We start from the raw sequence: 18452 nt of genomic DNA, 5'->3' as shown, positions 1-18452 counted from the left end.
GCGCATCATGACTGATTTCCCTGTTTCGCCGTTTGGCACTGACATCACCAGTGAAGACATCGCCGCAACCATGCAGCAATTTAAAGGTTGGGAAGACCGTTACCGTCAGGTGATTCAATGGGGTAAAAAGCTGCCTCAAATGCCTGAAGAGCTTAAATCAGAACAAGTTACGGTATCTGGTTGTGAAAGCCTAGTGTGGTTGGTGAGCAAAGAGCAAGAAGGCGTATGGCACTTCTGCGCTGATTCTGACGCGCGTATCGTTCGTGGCCTGATTGCCTTGGTGATGGCAGCTTACGACGGCAAAACAGCAGAGCAAATTCAAGCGTTTGATATTGATGCTTACTTTGAAAAGCTGGGTTTAATTGCTCATCTAAGCCCATCGCGTGGCAACGGTTTGAAAGCGATTGTTGAGCAGATCAAAACACAGGCTCAGTAATTGCGATTAGTGAACACCGCATAAAGAACAAAACAAAGAAAAGGGTTGAAGCCAAATGGTTTCAACCCTTTTTCTATATATCTAGATTGGTATCTTGATTGTTAAAGCATATCGACTGCTTTCTCAACGGCTGCAATCAGCTTCTCAACATCTTCTAACGTATTGTAGATACCAAAAGAAACACGCACAGTACCTTTGACGTTGAGCGCATCCATCAGAGGGTGAGCACAGTGATGCCCTGCACGAACTGCGATACCTTGTTGATCAAGCAGTGTAGCAATGTCTTGGTGGTGAACGCCGTCCATCACAAAAGTAAGCACTGAAGCGTTCGGCTGATAACCGAGGATTTGAATGTCGTCCAGCTGAGTCAGTGCTTGGTAAGCTTTTTCCTGCAGAGAATGCAGATGTGCCTCTACTTCGGTTTGGTTGAAGCCTTGGTACCAATCGATAGCTTTTGCTAGCGCAATCGCGCCAGCGACGTTCGGTGTGCCCGCTTCAAACTTACCCGGCAAGGCTGAGAAGGTGGTTTTCTCAAACGAGACTCTTTCGACCATTTTGCCGCCGCCGTGCCATGGTGGCATCGCTTCTAAAAGTTCAAGCTTGCCATAAAGAACCCCAATCCCTGCAGGTGCATACAGTTTGTGGCCAGAGAAGACATAGAAATCAACATCGAGCTCTGCCAAGTTCAAAGGTTCATGAACAATACCTTGTGCACCATCAACAACAACAACCGCGCCTACCGCATGCGCCTTAGCGATGATTTTCTCGATGGGTTGACGAGAGCCCGTCACATTGGTGATTTGTGCACATGCTACGATTTTACAGCGCTCCGACAACAGTGCTTCAAATGCACTGATATCGAATTGGCAATCGGAGGTCATCGGAACTTTAACGATTTTCGCGCCCGTTTGCTCTGCGACAATTTGCCAAGGCACGATGTTGGCGTGATGTTCCATTTCACTGATCAGGATTTCATCACCCGCTTGGAGCGAGCTTCGAGCATAAGTTTGCGCGATGAGATTTAGCGCTTCGGTTGCGCCGCGAGTCCAAATGATTTCTTTTGAGCTGCTTGCCCCAATGAACTTCGCAACGGTTTCACGAGCCGCTTCAAATTGACTGGTCGCGTTGGCTGTTAAGCTGTGACTGCCACGGTGCACGTTCGCATTTTGTGCACTGTAGTAACGGCTAATCACATCGATCACGCATTGTGGCTTTTGTGTTGTAGCTGCGCTATCAAGGTAAACCAAAGGTGACTGGTTGACGTCTTGATTCAGAGCTGGGAACTGTTCGCGTACAGCGTTTACGTCAAACATTATTCGTCACCGAGCTCGTGATAATGCAGTGTTGGGATAGTGACTAACGGCTCTGCAACCATCCATCCATGCTCTTTACCGGAAAGTTTGATAATGATTTCCATAGCGAACTCAAGTGCGGTTCCTGGTCCCTGACTTGTCAGTAGATTGTGATTCACGTCCATGGTGACACGTTTTGCTCGCCATTTGTCTTCCGGAATATGAGATTGGAAGCTTGGGTGACATGTCATCAGAGCTTCAGGGTAAAGGTTGTGGTGTTGTAAAACCAAAGCAGGAGCAGCACAAATTGCCGCAACCAGTTTACCTTCGTACATATGCTGTTTCAGGATCTCAATCATGATGGTGCTATCACGGAAGGTTTCTGCACCACCTACGCCACCAGATAGAACAATCGCATCAAACTCGTCATCGGCAACATCAACCAGCTTGCAATCCGCGGTAAGTGTCACACCACGAGAAGCCTTCATAGTCAGTGCACCATCGAAGTCTGCGCTTGCAACCGTTACGTCATAGCCTGCTCGAACCATTAAGTCGATAACGGTTACCGCTTCCATTTCTTCGGTGCCCGGAGCGATAGGTACTAAGATCTTTTTGTTCATTGTTCTGTCCAGCTTTGTTCAATCTGTTTGATGCGTTGATAGAGTTTGGCGTTCTCTGGCGTGCTAATGTGATGCTTTTCGGCGGCTTGCAGTAGATAACCAGTAATAAAGTCTATCTCGGTACGGCGTTGGTGAAAAACATCTTGCCTCATAGAAGAGTAGTTGGCTGCTGTAGCGTTAACCACTTGCATAATAGTGGCATGAAGAGAGTCAAAATCTACCTCGATCTCTTCTTTATTCATGACTTCCACTAACTCATGAGTGATGTTCGCCAATTTGGTGTCAAACTCAGGAGCGGCAAGCTCACCATTCTTGCATTGATGGATGGCAGTCAGGGGGTTGATTGCGCAATTGATCGCAAGTTTTGTCCACAATGCAGCGTTGATGTTTGGGTTCCAATTAACTTCGGGCAAAGCGTGGTTCATCACATCTGCAAGAAAGCTACACTGAGCACCTTTAGCATTAAAACCACCCAGTTGAGTATTCCCCTGACCAGTGTGAAGAACCTGCTCTTTACTTGGTTTATAAGCACCGTGTGTTGTTGTGGCAACTATCAATGGGTTATCAGGCAGTTTTGCTTCAAGTAGCGGTGCAGTGCCCATACCGTTGTGCAGCAACATCACAATGGTGTCTTTGCTGATGTAGGGAAGAAGAGGCTCAATGGCTTCCTCTACTTGCCATGCTTTTACCGTCACAACAATCAGATCTGCGGCTTGTACAGAAGGAAGGTGCTGATTAGTGAAGTTAATTGCAGGAGCGTCATCAAGTTGAAGCTGTTGCTTACTATCAGAGGTTCTTCCCCATAAGGAAACATTGTGCCCAGCAAATTGAAATTTGGTCGCCCATAGTGAGCCAATAGCTCCCGGACCAAGGATAAGAATATTCACCAAACGCTCTCATTAAAAAGGTTTGCTGCAAGGATAATGAGGGAAAAAAGGAAAGCAAATAAAAATGGCGCCAAGAGGCGCCATTTTTGGGGAACTTATCGGTTCTATTAGAACTTGTAAGTTACAGCTAGGTAGTGACCGAAGCCAGTAGATTTGAAGCCGTCAGTATCTTTGATACCGTAAACGTCTTTGTAACCTTTCAGGCCGTAACCAACTGCGAAGCGGTCAGAGTGCCAGTAGATACCGTTAAACATTGCACCACCGTTGCTAGCAGTAGAGTACTCATCTTTCATACCGAATTGGTAATCGATGTAACCTTGGTAAGAAATGAATGAACCGTTCTCGAAGAAGTAGAATGGTTTGAACCAGTTAGTCGAGATTTGGAAACCGTTCCAATCTTTGTTGTTACCTTGGTAAGTACCGTATAGGTTTAGGCCGATTTTGCCCAACCATGGAACCATCACGTCAGAACCTAGACCAACTTTTTGGTTGTTTACTGAGAATGGGTTTGTTTTGTAATCAGTACCGTCCCACTCAAATAGAGTTGCTACGTAAAGCTCTTGAACTGGACCGAAAGATAGGTCTTTACCAGTTAGGCCGTCTAGAGACATACGTGGAGCGAACTTCATGAAGATTTTAGGTGCGCCAGCTTTGTCGCTACCTTTGTCTGTTGCTAGGTTGAATACGTCAACGTAACCGTAAAGATCGAAGATACCAGAGCGGCCGCCGAATTCCATTTCTAGGTAGTCGTGAGATGACTCGCCTGGAAGTTCGTCAAATGCACCCATAAGGTTGAATTGCATCCACTTGTAATCGTTTTTGTGGATGTCGCCGTCAGAGTAATCTGCAGCCATTACTGGAGCTGAAGTAGCCGCTAGAAGGCCAAGAGCTAGAAGTGATTTACGCATAAGGGGACTCTCTATGTTTGTAATGATTCAGAACACGCAATCTTTGCTGCGCTTTCCAATTGGCAGGGATAATAGCGATAAAAATCGCAAATGAAAGTGATAAAGGATGCAAAAATGAAGGTTTTTGGTGATGTTTGTCACGAAACTAATTTTAATAACGGAACTTTTATGTTGTTGCATGTTTTTGCATAAATAGTGTGATTTAGATCGTTTGCGCGGGCGATTTTATGACATTTTAAGCCAGTCGTTTAACCAACATAAATCGTTAGTGATCTGACTGATACGTCCCTCGTATGAGTTATTGAATCAAAGAGGACGATTTAATGAATGAAGTGATGTTGTTCCCATTAACCTCGGTTGTACTACCCGAAGGGAAAATGAATCTGCGTATTTTTGAACCGCGTTACAAACGTATGGTGAAAGAATGCAGCATACAGAACATTGGGTTTGGGGTTTGCTTGGTCGGTAACGATAGTGACCAGAGAGCAGCGGGAAACGTTTCGTCCATCGGTACTTTGGTGACCATCGTTGATTTCGAAACACTCAGTGATGGGCTTCTTGGCATTACGGTCGTTGGAGAGAGACGCTTCCGAGTGAAGCGTGTGCGCTCTGATTTTGATGGTCTTCGTCATGCTGACGTTGAATGGATGGAAAATTGGCAACAGCCCCACTCCTATCCAGACTTTCTTCATTTGAGTACGCAACTCGCTCACGTTTACGAACAATTCCCCCAACTTGGTAACCTGTATCAACACCGCTTTTATGATGATCCTTCTTGGGTTACCCAGCGCTGGTTGGAGCTTTTGCCACTCGACCGTTCATTGTTTGAAAAGTTAGTAGGTGCGGATGATTGCATTGATGCTCTGACGTTTCTCACACATGCCATTGAAGCCCCAAATGAAAGAGAGACTAGGATATGAAAGGACTTACGAAAGCCGCAGTGACTTTGGCTACTGCTATTGGCTTGGCTGCTTGTGGCTCAGACAGTGACACAATTGAGTATTCAAACCTACAAGCTGTTCATGCTTCTGCAGATGCCCCTTTAGCAAATGTATGGATAAACGGTAACGCAGCACTTACTGATGTTGATTACGGTGTTGGCTCTGGCTATGTCAAGTTAATGGCGGGAGAAAATACGGTTCGTGTAGATGTACAACTACCAGGCGGTGAAGTGTTGAATGTTGTTCCAGAGACGATGTTGGACCTAAACAGCGAAACCAAATATACAGCATTTGTCGTGGGTGATGCCGCGGAAGGTACTGTTGAGCCTCTAGTGGTCACTCGTAGCGCAGTTTCTATGGCGGATGAAAATAACTTGGACGTTCAAATAGTGCATGCGGCGGCGGAGATACCGCCAGTGAATGTTTATGTAACGGCTCCTGGCGCAGACTTGTCTATGTCAACGCCCGTTGCAATGCTAGGTTATAAAGACTCAACTGATGTTCTGAATATTCCAGCTGACAATTACCAAGTGCGTTTGGCTGTGGGCGATTCGGTTGCCTTTGATTCAGGCTCAATCCCATTGCCGGCAAATGCAAATTTGACCATTGCAGCTATCAAAACGGGAGATTCAGACAGCACTTCTCCAGTGAAGTTGTTGGTATTGGATGGTTCTGGTTCTTCTATAATTGAGGATACGGGGAGTAAAGCGGAAGTACGAGTTGGCCATTTAGTTGAAGACGCAGGTACTGTCGATGTCAACGTGAATGGAGCGCCATTTGCAATGCTCTCTAATCCTGAGTTCGCGCCTGAACGAACTACTCCGGGCGTAGGTAGTTACCTAGGACTTGATTCTGGTGATTACGACATCGATGTCATCGATCAGGCTTCTGGAACGACCATCATTGATGCAGATGGTGTCCCTTTGATGGGCGGTATGGATTACAGTATCTATGCCGTAGGAATGGCATCTACTATGGTTGAACCTCTCGTTGTTGAAGATATGCGTAGATCTGTAGTAACCAGTGCAACGTTAAATGTTACTCATGCTGCCGCAAATCCAGTCGCTGAAATGGTAGATATCTATCTCACCGCGAGCACAGGCATAGAAGGAAGTGATCCAGCAATAGCGAACTTTGCGTATAAAGACAGTGTTCAAGGTGTGTACATCGCTGAAGGTTCTTATTACGTTACAGTTACTGTTGCTGGTGAGCCGTCTATAGTGGCCATTGATTCAGCGCCACTTACTGTAACAAACGGTGTTGTGTATCAAGTGATCGCCATCGACGATGGTAATAATAATGGTTTTAACCTCATTGTTGATGACATCACAGATTAGGGAAAAGGAAGGGAGGAGGAAACTCCTCCCCTTAAAAGGCTGATTATGATGAGTGATAGCCCGCAGAAGCTTGGGCGAAGCGAGTGGAACGACTATATGGATAAAGTAAAAGCGAGAGATAAAGCCGCTTTTGCTTTCGTTTTCCGTTTCTATGCTCCGAAGCTTAAGCAGTTCGCCTACAAACATGTTGGAAACGAGCAGGTTGCAATGGAAATGGTTCAAGAGACTATGGCGACCGTTTGGCAGAAAGCACATTTGTACGACGGAGCAAAAAGTGCTCTTTCCACTTGGATCTACACAATATTGCGTAACCTTTGCTTTGACTTGCTGAGAAAGCAGAAAGGGAAGGAGTTACATATTCATTCTGATGACATTTGGCCTTCAGAATATTACCCGCCTGATTTGGTCGACCATTACTCACCAGAGCAAGATATGCTAAAAGAGCAAGTTGTGAAGTTCTTGGAGATTTTACCCAAGAATCAGCGAGATGTGCTAAGAGCGGTGTATTTGGAAGAGTTACCACATCAGCAAGTTGCAGAAATGTTTGAGATCCCCCTAGGCACGGTGAAATCTCGGCTGAGGCTTGCAGTTGAGAAATTGAGGCATTCAATGCATACGGAGCAATTATGAACAAACATCCAGATAAAAACCTGTTAGAGGCATATGCTTCGGGAAGTATTGACGCAGTTTCTGGCTTAGTTGTCGCTACGCATTTAGAGACTTGCTCCGACTGCCGTGCATATGTAAACCAAGTAGAGGCTGCTCAGGCCGTGCTTGTGAGTGATATTCCTACAGAGTATGGAGAAGAGTTTGACACCATGCTTGATGAAATATTGTGTGCAGAAGCGGTGTCTGACGATATCATTGTGCTAGAACAGGCTAAAGTTCAAGTCGCAGGGAAAGACTTCACATTACCAAAAACACTGAGTCGGTTTTCTGACTTAGTCAGTGATTGGAAAAGTTACGGCGGCAAAGTTTATAGCGCTCAGTTAGATCTTGGAGAAGATGCTCGCGTCAATCTTATGTACATCGGTGAAGATGTACGGATTCCTCAGCACACTCACAAAGGCTTGGAATCGACCTTAGTGTTACATGGTGGTTTTAGTGACGAGGACGGCCATTACGAGGCTGGTGATCTGCTGGTCAAGGACGCCACTGTTAAGCATAGTCCGTTCACGAAGCCTGGAGAAGACTGTTTATGTTTAACAGTCCTGACGGAGCCGATGATTTTTACACAAGGTGTAGCTCGAATTTTCAATATGTTTGGAAAGGGCATGTACCCTTAGATATTGCTTCAACAGACCCCAATCAAAAAGCCACCGATGTTCGGTGGCTTTTTTCATTATTTCTTCTTAATCTCTTTGTCTTGCTTTTTCGAGCAACTCAGTGAAGTAGTGCCGCAGTGAATAAAGCATGATTAAACTCGGAATTACCATCAAAGCGGTGAGAACAAAGAAGGTTGTCCAATCATTCAAGTAGTCAACGAGTTCGCCACTAAAAGAAGCGAGAGTGGTTCGGCCAAAGTTACCAAGTGAAGCTAATAGAGCGTATTGAGTTGCTGAAAAAGCTTGCCCAGTAAGCACCGTCAAGAACGATACAAAAGCAACGGTAGAGAATGCCGTTGTAAAGTTGTCCACAAAGATCGTTGCTAAGAATAAATGCTCGCTCGGGCCAACTTTCGCAATCCAAGCAAACATGAGGTTACTTGCTGACATCGCAATGCCGCCAATCATCAAGCCTCTTACAATGCCGAACTTCACGTTGAACATACTACCTACAAACGTGAATACCATAGTTGCGCCCCATCCAATGAGCTTAGAGTAGTAGCCAATTTGCTCATTGCTAAAGCCTACCTCTTTATAGAAGGCAATCGACATACGACCTAAGAACGCTTCACCAATTTTGAATAGAAAGACGAACAGTAGCAACGTGATAGCGACCCGAACTCCATTACGGTTAAAGAAGTCCAAAAATGGCTCAACGACGGTTACAGTGAACCAAGCAACTAACTTAGAGCCTACAACTTCTTTATGGCGTTGTTCTGCTTCTCGTTGAAGCTGTTCTCGCTGAGTATTTGGCTCACCAACCAGTAGAGTAAAAATCATGAGCAGAACAACAATCATTGCCATGCCGTAGTAGACGCCGTTCCATCCCACAGTATCTGCATTAATAAATGCAAGGTAACCAGGTAGCGAATAACCGGTCCACCAACCGATTACTGCCATTGCTGAAGCTTGAGGCAATTTTGAGTCTTCTGTTTTCGGGAAGGTATCAATACGAAAAGCGTCAATAGCGATGTCTTGGGTTGCCGATGCTGTTGCTATACATAGAGCAAGCATAGAGGTGAAAATCAAATTCTCTGCTGGGTTCACATCAGCAATAAATAAGGTCGCAACTAGCACGATACTTTGGCAAAGAAAAATCCAACTTCGGCGCTGCCCTAGTAAACGATGCAAAACAGGTAATTTGACACGATCAACTAATGGCGCCCATAAAAAGTTGATTGCGTAAACTGCAAAAACGCTACCGAAATAACCGATTGCCGATAACGTTAAGCCAGCATCTTTGAGCCAGCCTGACATGTTTGAACCAATAAGCACCCATGGAAAGCCACTTGAGCAGCCAAGCATGAAAACCCAAAGTAGGCGTTTATCGAGGTAACTTTTTACCGTTTCCAACCAAGTGATGGAAGGTAATGAAGACATAAATCAATCCGTTAAAATAGAGCCGCTAAAAGAGAAAGCCCTTCGAATATTCAAAGGGCTTATGATTTTGGCTATTTGAGTAGTGTTGCTTTGGTGATGACGATTTGTGTCTCTGGGACATCGCGCATCCGACCAATGGATTTGGTTGGTTGTTTCGCCATGCTTTCAATGACATCGAAGCCTTCAGTAACAACGCCAAACACGGCATAACCTGGTGGGCGAGAGCCGTAGTTCAAGAAATCGTTGTCTACTAGGTTAACGAAGAATTGTCGAGTAGCTGAATCGGGAGCATTGGTACGAGCCATTGCGATGGTTGCACGGTCGTTATTTAAACCGTTGTTACCCTCGTTTTTGATTGGAGCGTACGTTTGAACCATTTGCATATCTTGGTTAAAGCCACCACCTTGTGCCATAAAGCCAGGGATTACGCGGTGGAAAATCGTACCTTCGTAACTGCCATCTTCTACGTATTTCAGGAAGTTTGCGACGGATATTGGTGCTTTTTCTTCGTTTAGCTCCACCGTAAAGTTTCCTAACGTGGTTTCAAACGCGACTTTTGGGCCCGCAAAAACGCTGCAGCTCAATAGCGCAAGAGAAAGAATCGCTTTACGTAGCATTAGAATCGCTCCTGCATGTACTGACGAAGTTCAGAATCATTCGCAGCTTCTTTTAAGGTTAAACTAATAACATCATTAAGCGTTTCTTCAATGTCTGAATCAGAGGCACTTAATGTACCCGAGCGCTTAGCGGTACCCGTGTAAGTCTTAACCAATTTACCTTCAGGTGTTTCTGCAGTGATCTCGATAACGACCTTCGCATCCATCTCATTTTCCATGACTGAATGTTTCACATTGATAAGCGCTTCTTGGATCTCTAGTTCGATAGAGTTATTGCTATTGAGGTCGGTGCGGAAACCTTGAGAAGCAAATTGCTGAGCAAATGCGTCTTCAAGAGTGATTCTAAGGTTTTGTTTTGCGTGTAGAGGTAAAATATTTGAACGGCCGTTATCAACCAATGCCACATATTGTGCAGCGCGGACGTCTTTACTGGTTAAGCTGTAGGTTTTTCCCTGTACAATTGAATTCGTGCTCAAAGTTGTTTGAGGCATAAGGTTCAATTGTGGCTGCTGTGGAGCTGAACAGGCAGCAAGCAGGGCAACTGAAGCTGCTAATACCAGTTTTTTCATCTTATTATTCCTTTTTAAAGTCATAGCTTTATTGCATAACGCTTAATTTAGCAGGATCTTTTGTCGCCTGTAAAATTACGAATTTGCTGTTAGAAGCGACAAGTTTCACATTTTTATCGCCAAACAAGCGTTTCAGCTTAGCGTCGTAACCAAGATGGCGATTACCTATGACTTGTAATTTACCACCTTGGTTCAAAATTTGTTTCGCATCACAGAACATTTGCCAAGCAATATGGTCGGTAATAGCTTGTTGTTGATGAAATGGTGGGTTGCACATGATTAAGTCTGCACTATTGTGCTCAAAGCCATCTAAACAGTTATTGACGATGCATTGGGCGGGATGCTCGGCACCTAGGTTATCAATAAGGTTCTGTTTGGCAGACTCGATAGCCATAAAGCTCTCGTCAACGAGCGTTAACTGAGCGCCTGGGTTGAGTTGTCCTGCTTTTACTGACAACACACCATTACCGCATCCAAGGTCGATGATACTTTTGATTTTAGGATCTTGCGGAATATGCTGAAGCATAAAGCGGGCACCCAGATCTAAGCTTTCGCCTGAATAAACATTTGGCAGATTTTTTAGTTGTATGTTCTCACCTTCGACACCCCAAACCGTAAAAGGGTCAACTGTGATAACGGGTTGTGCATTGGCAGCAGAAAAAACTAAGCGATGCTTCTTCCAAGCTAAAGACGTTTTTGTTTCGCCTAAGTGCTTTTCGAATAACTTGAGCGTTGATGTATGAATATCTTTCGCTTTATTTACTGCGATAATAGGGCACGATACGGGCAGTGTTTTACGTAGTTGGCTCAACAACCAAACTAGATGACGATTGCTTTTGGGTAACTGAAGCAAAACGATATCGGTTTGGTTGGAAATTTCACTGATGGTTGAGTCAAAAGTCACGCTATTGCAGTGATTATTCTCTAAGTTCAGTTGAGCTCCTCTTTGAGAGACAAATGAGTCGCTTATCGATGTGACGTTATGCTTTTCTGAAAACCAGCATGCCAATGCTCCAAAACTATCATTGATGATAAGTATGTTCTGATTGGTCGGCAGATCCAGTTCTTCCACGTGGTTAATTAGGTACTCATCTCCCGCATCCCAAGCTTGAAGTGTTTCATTAGCGCGCTTTGGGAAGCGATGAAGTGTAAGACTTCTATCGTGAAGGTTCAGTTCGGTTTTCATAAGTGAGTTAAGGGTAGTTGTAACATACAGCTGGTATTGTCGCAGATGATAGCGGGACAAGATACTAAAAAGCTGTCAATTCTCTGTTTCTCGTGTTTTAGCGCTGCACGTGATACAGGCAAAGAAGTGTGAAGGCTCTTTGAAATTTAAACCAGTTGTACGTTGTTTGAATGAGTTGCGTATATACTTGCATAATTCGTATTTGCGAGGACGTAATATGATCCAAGAAATCATAGAAAAGAAGCTACATAGTGAGCTGCAGCCTAGTTACCTAAAAGTGATTAACGAAAGCTACATGCATAATGTTCCACCAGGCTCAGAAAGCCACTTTAAAGTGATTGTCGTATGTAATGCTTTTGACGGTCAGCGTTTAATTGGTCGTCACCGACAAGTTAACCAAATCTTGGCTGATGAACTTGATAATCACATTCATGCTTTGGCGATTCATACTTACACTGAAGCTGAGTGGCATGAGCAACAAAATGGTGCGCCAGATAGCCCAATGTGCATGGGCGGAGGGCGCTAAAGTATTGATAAAAGAAGATGACGAGAGTCATCTTTTTTTATTTTACATTTTTACGGGGACACAATGTGGTACAAAAGCTGGTTAAAAAATGTGTTAACAGTGTTTCAACAAATAAATAGAAATTTCTGTTTGTTTCAAACCATGAATATATCACTAAATAGGTATTCGTAGAGGACGATGCAATTGTGCGATGGTTCAAACTTATGACTATTCTTTAGCCTTTTAGATCTGATTCGGTCGAAATAAAACCACTATTGCTATCATTGGTCATGGCATCAAGTTCCCAAAAAATGCTAGACTACTGCACCTGATAAATCTCGCTCAAAAAATGTGATGAGATTTTTAATAGGATGTTGCGATTTTGGTGTTTTAAACAGCATCAAAACCGGACACTGATGTCGTGTCTAAAAGTTACGCAATCAAAAGAATCTTTTTCCCGATAAAAGTAGTGCAAGTGCGTATGATTACAATAAAGAAGGGCTTGGATCTTCCTATCGCAGGAGCTCCATCCCAGGTGATTAATGATGGTAAGACCATCAAAAAAGTCGCCTTGCTTGGCGAAGAGTACGTTGGCATGCGTCCTACCATGCATGTCCGCGTTGGCGATGAAGTGAAAAAAGCGCAAGTTCTTTTTGAAGACAAGAAGAACCCTGGCGTTAAGTTCACTGCTCCAGCAGCCGGTAAAGTGATCGAAGTTAACCGTGGCGCTAAGCGTGTACTTCAATCTGTAGTGATTGAAGTGGCAGGCGAAGAGCAGGTTACATTTGATAAGTTCGAAGCAGCTCAACTAGCAGGTCTAGATCGCGAAGTGATCAAGACTCAATTGGTTGAATCTGGCCTTTGGACCGCTTTACGTACTCGTCCGTTTAGCAAGGTTCCAGCAATCGAGTCTGCTACTAAGGCTATTTTCGTAACTGCAATGGATACTAATCCACTAGCAGCACAGCCTGAGTTGATCATCAATGAACAACAAGAAGCATTCGTTGCAGGTCTAGACATTCTTTCAGCCCTGACAGAAGGCAAGGTTTACGTATGTAAATCTGGCACTAGCTTGCCACGCTCTTCTCAGTCTAACGTAGAAGAACACGTCTTCGATGGCCCTCACCCAGCAGGTCTTGCTGGCACCCACATGCATTTCCTATACCCAGTAAATGCACAAAACGTGGCTTGGAGCATCAACTACCAAGACGTTATCGCGTTCGGTAAGTTATTCCTAACTGGTGAGCTATACACAGATCGTGTTGTATCTCTTGCTGGTCCTGTAGTGAATAACCCACGTCTTCTTCGTACTGTTGTAGGTGCTTCTCTTGAAGACCTAACTGACAGCGAATTGATGCCAGGCGAAGTTCGTGTGATTTCAGGCTCGGTACTTTCTGGTACACAAGCGTCTGGTCCACATGCTTACCTTGGCCGTTACCATCAGCAGGTTTCTGTCCTGCGTGAAGGTCGTGAGAAAGAACTGTTTGGCTGGGCTGTTCCTGGTAAAAACAAATTCTCAATCACAAAATCTTTCCTTGGTCACATCTTTAAAGGTCAGTTGTTCAATATGACAACGACAACTAACGGTAGTGATCGTGCAATGGTTCCAATCGGCAACTACGAACGTGTAATGCCACTTGATATGGAACCTACTTTGCTACTTCGTGATCTATGTGCCGGTGATACTGACAGTGCTCAAGCACTGGGTGCACTTGAACTGGATGAAGAAGATTTGGCATTGTGCACCTTTGTATGTCCTGGTAAATACGAGTACGGTCTGCTACTTCGTGAATGCCTAGATACCATTGTGAAGGAAGGGTAATCCATGCTTAAGAAATTCATAGAGGATATCGAGCATCATTTTGAACCAGGCGGTAAACACGAAAAATGGTTTGCACTGTACGAAGCAGCAGCAACACTTTTCTACACGCCAGGTCTAGTAACAAAACGTAGCTCGCACGTTCGTGATAGCGTTGACTTAAAACGTATCATGATCATGGTTTGGTTCGCGGTATTCCCAGCAATGTTCTGGGGTATGTACAACGCGGGTGGCCAAGCTATCGCAGCACTTAACCACATGTACGCTGGTGATCAACTAGCGACAGTTATCGCAGGTAACTGGCACTACTGGCTAACAGAAATGTTTGGCGGCACCATCGGTGCTGAAGCTGGTGTTGGCAGTAAGATGCTACTAGGTGCGACTTACTTCCTACCGATCTACGCAACAGTATTTATTGTTGGTGGCTTCTGGGAAGTACTTTTCTGTATGGTGCGTAAGCACGAAGTTAACGAAGGCTTCTTTGTAACTTCTATCCTATTCGCACTTATCGTTCCACCAACGCTACCTCTATGGCAAGCGGCACTAGGTATCACATTTGGTGTTGTTGTTGCTAAAGAGATCTTCGGTGGTACAGGTCGTAACTTCTTGAACCCTGCTCTTGCGGGTCGTGCTTTCCTATTCTTTGCTTACCCAGCACAAATCTCGGGTGACGTAGTATGGACAGCAGCTGACGGCTTCTCTGGTGCAACTGCTCTTAGCCAATGGGCTCACGGCGGTAGCGGCGCGTTGATCAACAACATCACTGGCGCTCCTATCACTTGGATGGATGCTTTCATCGGTAACATCCCTGGTTCAATTGGTGAAGTATCGACTCTAGCTCTAATGATCGGTGCAGCGATGATCGTATACATGCGAATCGCTTCGTGGCGCATCATTGCGGGTGTAATGATCGGTATGATTGCAGTGTCAACACTATTCAACGTGATTGGCTCTGACACCAACCCAATGTTCAACATGCCTTGGCACTGGCACCTAGTTCTAGGTGGTTTTGCATTCGGTATGTTCTTCATGGCAACAGACCCTGTATCAGCTTCATTTACCAATGGCGGTAAGTGGTGGTACGGCATCCTAATCGGTGCAATGTGTGTGATGATTCGTGTAGTTAACCCAGCTTACCCTGAAGGTATGATGCTGGCGATTCTATTCGCGAACCTATTCGCACCTCTGTTCGACCATGTGGTTATTGAGAAGAACATCAAGCGGAGACTAGCACGCTATGGCAAGTAATAACGACAGCATTAAAAAGACGCTGGGTGTTGTTATCGGGTTGAGCCTTGTTTGTTCAATCATCGTATCAACAGCAGCCGTAGGCCTGCGTGACAAGCAAAAAGCTAACGCTGTCCTAGATAAGCAATCTAAGATTGTAGAAGTTGCTGGCATTGAAGCAGACGGTAAAAAAGTACCTGAGCTATTTGCACAATACATTGAACCTCGTCTAGTTGATTTCAAAACGGGTGACTTTGTAGAGAAAGCTGAAGACGGCTCTACAGCAGCAAACTACGACCAACGTAAAGCAGCTAAAGATCCTGCTGAGTCTATCAAGCTAACGGCTGATGAAGACAAAGCTAAGATCCTACGTCGTGCTAACACAGGTATCGTTTACCTAGTGAAAAGTGGTGATGACATTTCTAAAGTTATCATCCCAGTTCACGGTAACGGTCTATGGTCTATGATGTACGCATTCGTTGCGGTTGAAACTGACGGTAACACTGTGTCTGGTATTACTTACTACGAGCAAGGTGAAACTCCTGGACTTGGTGGTGAAGTAGAAAACCCAGCATGGCGTGCTCAATTCGTTGGTAAGAAACTATTCGACGAGAACCACAAACCAGCAATCAAGATTGTTAAAGGTGGTGCTCCAGAAGGTTCTGAACACGGCGTTGATGGCCTATCTGGTGCGACACTAACTGGTAACGGTGTTCAAGGTACATTTGACTTCTGGTTAGGTGACATGGGCTTTGGTCCTTTCCTAGCAAAAGTTCGTGACGGAGGTCTGAACTAATGTCTAGCGCACAAAACATTAAAAAGAGCATTATGGCGCCGGTGTTGGACAACAACCCGATCGCGCTGCAGGTTCTTGGTGTATGTTCTGCTCTTGCAGTAACAACTAAACTAGAAACAGCATTTGTAATGACACTAGCGGTAACTTTCGTAACTGCATTGTCTAACTTCTCTGTTTCTCTGATCCGTAACCACATTCCTAACAGTGTGCGTATCATCGTTCAGATGGCAATCATCGCATCGCTAGTAATCGTGGTAGACCAAGTGCTTAAAGCTTACCTATACGATATCTCTAAACAGCTATCTGTATTCGTAGGTCTTATCATCACGAACTGTATCGTAATGGGTCGTGCTGAAGCATTCGCAATGAAATCTGCGCCAATCCCATCGCTAATTGATGGTATCGGTAACGGTCTAGGTTACGGCTTCGTTCTTATCACTGTAGGTTTCTTCCGTGAACTATTCGGTTCAGGCAAGCTATTCGGCATGGAAGTTCTACCTCTAGTGAGCAACGGTGGTTGGTACCAGCCAAACGGTCTGATGCTACTAGCACCATCTGCATTCTTCCTAATCGGCTTCCTAATCTGGGTAATCCGTATTCTGAAACCAGAACAAGTAGAAGCGAAGGAGTAAGGGCGTCATGGAACATTACATCAGTCTGCTAGTTAAATCGATTTTCATCGAAAACATGGCACTGTCTTTCTTCCTAGGTATGTGTACTTTCCTTGCCGTATCTAAGAAAGTTAAGACTTCTTTCGGTCTAGGTGTTGCAGTTGTGGTAGTACTGACTATCGCGGTTCCTGTGAACAACCTAGTTTACAACCTAGTTCTGAAAGAGAACGCGTTAGTTGAGGGCGTAGACCTTAGCTTCCTAAACTTCATCACCTTCATCGGCGTAATCGCAGCCCTTGTACAGATCCTAGAGATGGTTCTTGACCGTTTCTTCCCACCTTTGTACAACGCGCTAGGCATCTTCCTACCGCTGATCACAGTAAACTGTGCGATCTTCGGTGGTGTATCTTTCATGGTACAACGTGACTACAACTTTGCTGAATCTGTTGTTTACGGTTTCGGCTCTGGTGTGGGCTGGATGCTAGCGATCGTCGCTCTTGCAGGTATCCGTGAGAAGATGAAGTACTCAGATGTACCTCCTGGTCTACGTGGTCTAGGTATCACGTTCATCACTGTAGGTCTAATGGCGTTAGGCTTTATGTCTTTCTCTGGTGTTCAACTGTAAGCCGGGTAAACCGCAACAATTAAGGAATAGTCAATGGACATTATTCTTGGTGTAGTGATGTTTACTCTGATCGTACTTGCGCTAGTACTAGTGATTCTTTTCGCTAAGTCTAAGCTTGTACCAACAGGTGACATTACAATTTCTGTGAACGATGACCCATCACTGGCGATCGTTACACAACCAGGTGGTAAGCTACTATCTGCGCTAGCGGGCGCTGGCGTATTCGTATCTTCTGCTTGTGGTGGCGGTGGCTCTTGTGGTCAGTGTCGCGTAAAAGTTAAATCAGGTGGTGGTGACATCCTACCTACCGAGCTTGACCATATTACTAAAGGTGAAGCGCGTGAAGGTGAGCGTCTAGCGTGTCAGGTTGCAATGAAAACTGACATGGACATCGAGCTTCCTGAAGAGATCTTCGGCGTTAAGAAGTGGGAATGTACAGTTATCTCTAACGATAACAAAGCGACATTCATCAAAGAGCTTAAGCTACAAATTCCAGATGGCGAATCAGTACCTTTCCGTGCTGGTGGTTACATCCAGATTGAAGCACCAGCTCACCACGTTAAGTACGCTGACTTCGATGTACCTGAAGAGTACCGTGAAGATTGGGACAAATTTAACTTGTTCCGTTATGAGTCTAAGGTAAACGAAGAAACGATCCGTGCTTACTCAATGGCTAACTACCCAGAAGAAGAAGGTATTATTATGCTGAACGTGCGTATCGCTACGCCGCCGCCTAATAATCCTGATGTACCACCTGGTATCATGTCATCGTTCATCTGGTCTCTAAAAGAAGGCGACAAGTGTACGATTTCAGGTCCGTTCGGTGAGTTCTTCGCGAAAGACACTGATGCTGAAATGGTATTCGTTGGTGGTGGTGCAGGTATGGCTCCAATGCGTTCTCATATCTTCGACCAGCTAAAACGTCTGCACTCTAAGCGTAAGATGTCATTCTGGTACGGTGCGCGTTCTAAGCGCGAAATGTTCTACGTAGAAGACTTCGATGGCCTAGCGGCTGACAACGATAACTTCGTATGGCACTGTGCACTGTCTGACCCTATGCCAGAAGATAACTGGGATGGTTACACTGGCTTCATTCACAACGTTCTTTACGAGAACTACCTACGTGATCATGAAGCGCCAGAAGACTGTGAATACTACATGTGTGGTCCACCTATGATGAATGCGGCTGTAATCGGCATGCTGAAAGATCTAGGTGTAGAGGATGAAAACATCCTTCTAGATGACTTCGGTGGTTAATACCCCCCAAGTGATTGAATCTATGGCTAGCTCTCTAAGAGCTAGCCATTATTTTTTGTAGAAATAAAAACCATATTCAACAGTTGCTATAGGAAATCGGTTTGTCTTGAGAGA

Annotated in this window: 20 protein-coding genes; 12 read left to right on the top strand and 8 right to left on the bottom strand. The window is 44.9% G+C overall.

Annotated elements, in window-relative coordinates; all coding sequences use genetic code 11:
* Nucleotides 1–7 precede the first annotated feature (7 nt).
* A complete protein-coding gene (csdE, locus tag J4N37_RS12355) occupies nucleotides 8–436 on the top strand; it encodes a cysteine desulfurase sulfur acceptor subunit CsdE (protein ID WP_038864626.1) in 429 nt (142 codons plus the stop codon).
* A 101-nt stretch (nucleotides 437–537) separates the two neighbouring features.
* Here the strand turns inward: csdE and csdA are convergent, their stop codons facing one another.
* From csdA to J4N37_RS12335, 4 genes are all read right to left on the bottom strand, one after another.
* Complete coding sequence (csdA, locus tag J4N37_RS12350; protein WP_252041054.1) at nucleotides 538–1749, bottom strand: cysteine desulfurase CsdA; 1212 nt, start codon at nucleotides 1747–1749, stop codon at nucleotides 538–540.
* Entirely contained in the window at nucleotides 1749–2348 is a 600-nt protein-coding gene (locus J4N37_RS12345; RefSeq protein ID WP_010449859.1) for a DJ-1 family glyoxalase III, read from the bottom strand. The genes csdA and J4N37_RS12345 overlap by 1 nt, the downstream gene beginning before the upstream one ends.
* Nucleotides 2345–3235 (bottom strand): 2-dehydropantoate 2-reductase, encoded by an 891-nt coding sequence (panE, locus tag J4N37_RS12340; RefSeq protein ID WP_252041053.1) that lies wholly within the window; start codon nucleotides 3233–3235, stop codon nucleotides 2345–2347. Before panE ends, J4N37_RS12345 begins: the two co-directional genes overlap by 4 nt.
* A gap of 107 nt (nucleotides 3236–3342) precedes the next feature.
* On the bottom strand, nucleotides 3343–4143 hold the full coding sequence (locus J4N37_RS12335) for a nucleoside-specific channel-forming Tsx family protein (protein ID WP_252041051.1): 801 nt from the start codon (nucleotides 4141–4143) through the stop codon (nucleotides 3343–3345).
* Between the two features lie 323 nt (nucleotides 4144–4466).
* On the opposite strand from J4N37_RS12335, the gene J4N37_RS12330 reads away from it, so the two are divergent.
* From J4N37_RS12330 to J4N37_RS12315, 4 genes are read left to right on the top strand one after another with little or no spacing between them, the layout of a single operon-like run.
* Nucleotides 4467–5063: an LON peptidase substrate-binding domain-containing protein gene (locus tag J4N37_RS12330; RefSeq protein WP_171305683.1), complete on the top strand. Its 597-nt coding sequence runs from the start codon at nucleotides 4467–4469 to the stop codon at nucleotides 5061–5063.
* Nucleotides 5060–6421, top strand: coding sequence for a DUF4397 domain-containing protein (locus J4N37_RS12325; RefSeq protein ID WP_252041049.1), 1362 nt, complete (start codon nucleotides 5060–5062; stop codon nucleotides 6419–6421). The genes J4N37_RS12330 and J4N37_RS12325 overlap by 4 nt, the downstream gene beginning before the upstream one ends.
* 45 nt (nucleotides 6422–6466) lie before the next feature.
* The gene (locus J4N37_RS12320) at nucleotides 6467–7051 is read left to right on the top strand and encodes an RNA polymerase sigma factor (RefSeq protein WP_029561030.1); all 585 of its coding nucleotides are present in this window, start codon (nucleotides 6467–6469) and stop codon (nucleotides 7049–7051) included.
* On the top strand, nucleotides 7048–7707 hold the full coding sequence (locus J4N37_RS12315) for a ChrR family anti-sigma-E factor (RefSeq protein ID WP_010449847.1): 660 nt from the start codon (nucleotides 7048–7050) through the stop codon (nucleotides 7705–7707). The genes J4N37_RS12320 and J4N37_RS12315 overlap by 4 nt, the downstream gene beginning before the upstream one ends.
* Before the next feature lie 66 nt (nucleotides 7708–7773).
* Here the strand turns inward: J4N37_RS12315 and J4N37_RS12310 are convergent, their stop codons facing one another.
* The 4 genes from J4N37_RS12310 to J4N37_RS12295 form a co-directional block, all read right to left on the bottom strand.
* Entirely contained in the window at nucleotides 7774–9126 is a 1353-nt protein-coding gene (locus J4N37_RS12310) for an AmpG family muropeptide MFS transporter (protein ID WP_010449846.1), read from the bottom strand.
* 71 nt (nucleotides 9127–9197) lie between these two features.
* Complete coding sequence (locus J4N37_RS12305; RefSeq protein ID WP_252041047.1) at nucleotides 9198–9743, bottom strand: peptidylprolyl isomerase; 546 nt, start codon at nucleotides 9741–9743, stop codon at nucleotides 9198–9200.
* Nucleotides 9743–10312 carry a YajG family lipoprotein gene (locus J4N37_RS12300; protein ID WP_010449842.1) on the bottom strand — a complete coding sequence of 190 codons (570 nt, stop codon included), beginning with the start codon at nucleotides 10310–10312 and terminating at the stop codon, nucleotides 9743–9745. The genes J4N37_RS12305 and J4N37_RS12300 overlap by 1 nt, the downstream gene beginning before the upstream one ends.
* 28 nt (nucleotides 10313–10340) lie before the next feature.
* Entirely contained in the window at nucleotides 10341–11498 is a 1158-nt protein-coding gene (locus J4N37_RS12295) for a methyltransferase (RefSeq protein ID WP_252041045.1), read from the bottom strand.
* Between the two features lie 217 nt (nucleotides 11499–11715).
* On the opposite strand from J4N37_RS12295, the gene J4N37_RS12290 reads away from it, so the two are divergent.
* From J4N37_RS12290 to nqrF, 7 genes are all read left to right on the top strand, one after another.
* Nucleotides 11716–12024, top strand: a complete 309-nt coding sequence (locus J4N37_RS12290; protein ID WP_010449838.1) for a BolA/IbaG family iron-sulfur metabolism protein — start codon at nucleotides 11716–11718, stop codon at nucleotides 12022–12024.
* A 460-nt stretch (nucleotides 12025–12484) separates the two neighbouring features.
* Nucleotides 12485–13825 (top strand): Na(+)-translocating NADH-quinone reductase subunit A, encoded by a 1341-nt coding sequence (locus J4N37_RS12285; RefSeq protein ID WP_038885204.1) that lies wholly within the window; start codon nucleotides 12485–12487, stop codon nucleotides 13823–13825.
* A 3-nt stretch (nucleotides 13826–13828) separates the two neighbouring features.
* On the top strand, nucleotides 13829–15070 hold the full coding sequence (locus tag J4N37_RS12280; RefSeq protein ID WP_010449833.1) for an NADH:ubiquinone reductase (Na(+)-transporting) subunit B: 1242 nt from the start codon (nucleotides 13829–13831) through the stop codon (nucleotides 15068–15070).
* A complete protein-coding gene (locus J4N37_RS12275; RefSeq protein ID WP_010449832.1) occupies nucleotides 15060–15845 on the top strand; it encodes a Na(+)-translocating NADH-quinone reductase subunit C in 786 nt (261 codons plus the stop codon). Before J4N37_RS12280 ends, J4N37_RS12275 begins: the two co-directional genes overlap by 11 nt.
* Nucleotides 15845–16477, top strand: coding sequence for an NADH:ubiquinone reductase (Na(+)-transporting) subunit D (locus J4N37_RS12270; RefSeq protein WP_005450954.1), 633 nt, complete (start codon nucleotides 15845–15847; stop codon nucleotides 16475–16477). The genes J4N37_RS12275 and J4N37_RS12270 overlap by 1 nt, the downstream gene beginning before the upstream one ends.
* 7 nt (nucleotides 16478–16484) lie before the next feature.
* Nucleotides 16485–17081 (top strand): NADH:ubiquinone reductase (Na(+)-transporting) subunit E, encoded by a 597-nt coding sequence (gene nqrE / locus J4N37_RS12265; protein WP_005436652.1) that lies wholly within the window; start codon nucleotides 16485–16487, stop codon nucleotides 17079–17081.
* A gap of 33 nt (nucleotides 17082–17114) precedes the next feature.
* The gene (nqrF, locus tag J4N37_RS12260) at nucleotides 17115–18338 is read left to right on the top strand and encodes an NADH:ubiquinone reductase (Na(+)-transporting) subunit F (protein ID WP_010449821.1); all 1224 of its coding nucleotides are present in this window, start codon (nucleotides 17115–17117) and stop codon (nucleotides 18336–18338) included.
* Nucleotides 18339–18452: the final 114 nt, after the last annotated feature.

This window comes from Vibrio sp. SCSIO 43153, assembly GCF_023716625.1.
Taxonomy (GTDB): Bacteria; Pseudomonadota; Gammaproteobacteria; order Enterobacterales; family Vibrionaceae; genus Vibrio; species Vibrio rotiferianus.
The sequence above is the reverse complement of the archived record's forward strand: the minus strand, read 5'-3'. Positions and strand labels throughout refer to the sequence as shown.

Coding starts and splice junctions, on each gene's coding strand:
- csdE (WP_038864626.1), top strand. CDS start 8: ATGACTGATTTCCCTGTTTCGCCGTTTGGCACTGACATCACCAGTGAA.
- J4N37_RS12295 (WP_252041045.1), bottom strand. CDS start 11,498: ATGAAAACCGAACTGAACCTTCACGATAGAAGTCTTACACTTCATCGC.
- J4N37_RS12305 (WP_252041047.1), bottom strand. CDS start 9,743: ATGCTACGTAAAGCGATTCTTTCTCTTGCGCTATTGAGCTGCAGCGTT.
- J4N37_RS12310 (WP_010449846.1), bottom strand. CDS start 9,126: ATGTCTTCATTACCTTCCATCACTTGGTTGGAAACGGTAAAAAGTTAC.
- J4N37_RS12285 (WP_038885204.1), top strand. CDS start 12,485: ATGATTACAATAAAGAAGGGCTTGGATCTTCCTATCGCAGGAGCTCCA.
- J4N37_RS12275 (WP_010449832.1), top strand. CDS start 15,060: ATGGCAAGTAATAACGACAGCATTAAAAAGACGCTGGGTGTTGTTATC.
- nqrF (WP_010449821.1), top strand. CDS start 17,115: ATGGACATTATTCTTGGTGTAGTGATGTTTACTCTGATCGTACTTGCG.
- J4N37_RS12325 (WP_252041049.1), top strand. CDS start 5,060: ATGAAAGGACTTACGAAAGCCGCAGTGACTTTGGCTACTGCTATTGGC.
- J4N37_RS12330 (WP_171305683.1), top strand. CDS start 4,467: ATGAATGAAGTGATGTTGTTCCCATTAACCTCGGTTGTACTACCCGAA.
- J4N37_RS12335 (WP_252041051.1), bottom strand. CDS start 4,143: ATGCGTAAATCACTTCTAGCTCTTGGCCTTCTAGCGGCTACTTCAGCT.
- J4N37_RS12290 (WP_010449838.1), top strand. CDS start 11,716: ATGATCCAAGAAATCATAGAAAAGAAGCTACATAGTGAGCTGCAGCCT.
- csdA (WP_252041054.1), bottom strand. CDS start 1,749: ATGTTTGACGTAAACGCTGTACGCGAACAGTTCCCAGCTCTGAATCAA.
- J4N37_RS12280 (WP_010449833.1), top strand. CDS start 13,829: ATGCTTAAGAAATTCATAGAGGATATCGAGCATCATTTTGAACCAGGC.
- J4N37_RS12270 (WP_005450954.1), top strand. CDS start 15,845: ATGTCTAGCGCACAAAACATTAAAAAGAGCATTATGGCGCCGGTGTTG.
- J4N37_RS12345 (WP_010449859.1), bottom strand. CDS start 2,348: ATGAACAAAAAGATCTTAGTACCTATCGCTCCGGGCACCGAAGAAATG.
- nqrE (WP_005436652.1), top strand. CDS start 16,485: ATGGAACATTACATCAGTCTGCTAGTTAAATCGATTTTCATCGAAAAC.
- J4N37_RS12300 (WP_010449842.1), bottom strand. CDS start 10,312: ATGAAAAAACTGGTATTAGCAGCTTCAGTTGCCCTGCTTGCTGCCTGT.
- J4N37_RS12320 (WP_029561030.1), top strand. CDS start 6,467: ATGATGAGTGATAGCCCGCAGAAGCTTGGGCGAAGCGAGTGGAACGAC.
- J4N37_RS12315 (WP_010449847.1), top strand. CDS start 7,048: ATGAACAAACATCCAGATAAAAACCTGTTAGAGGCATATGCTTCGGGA.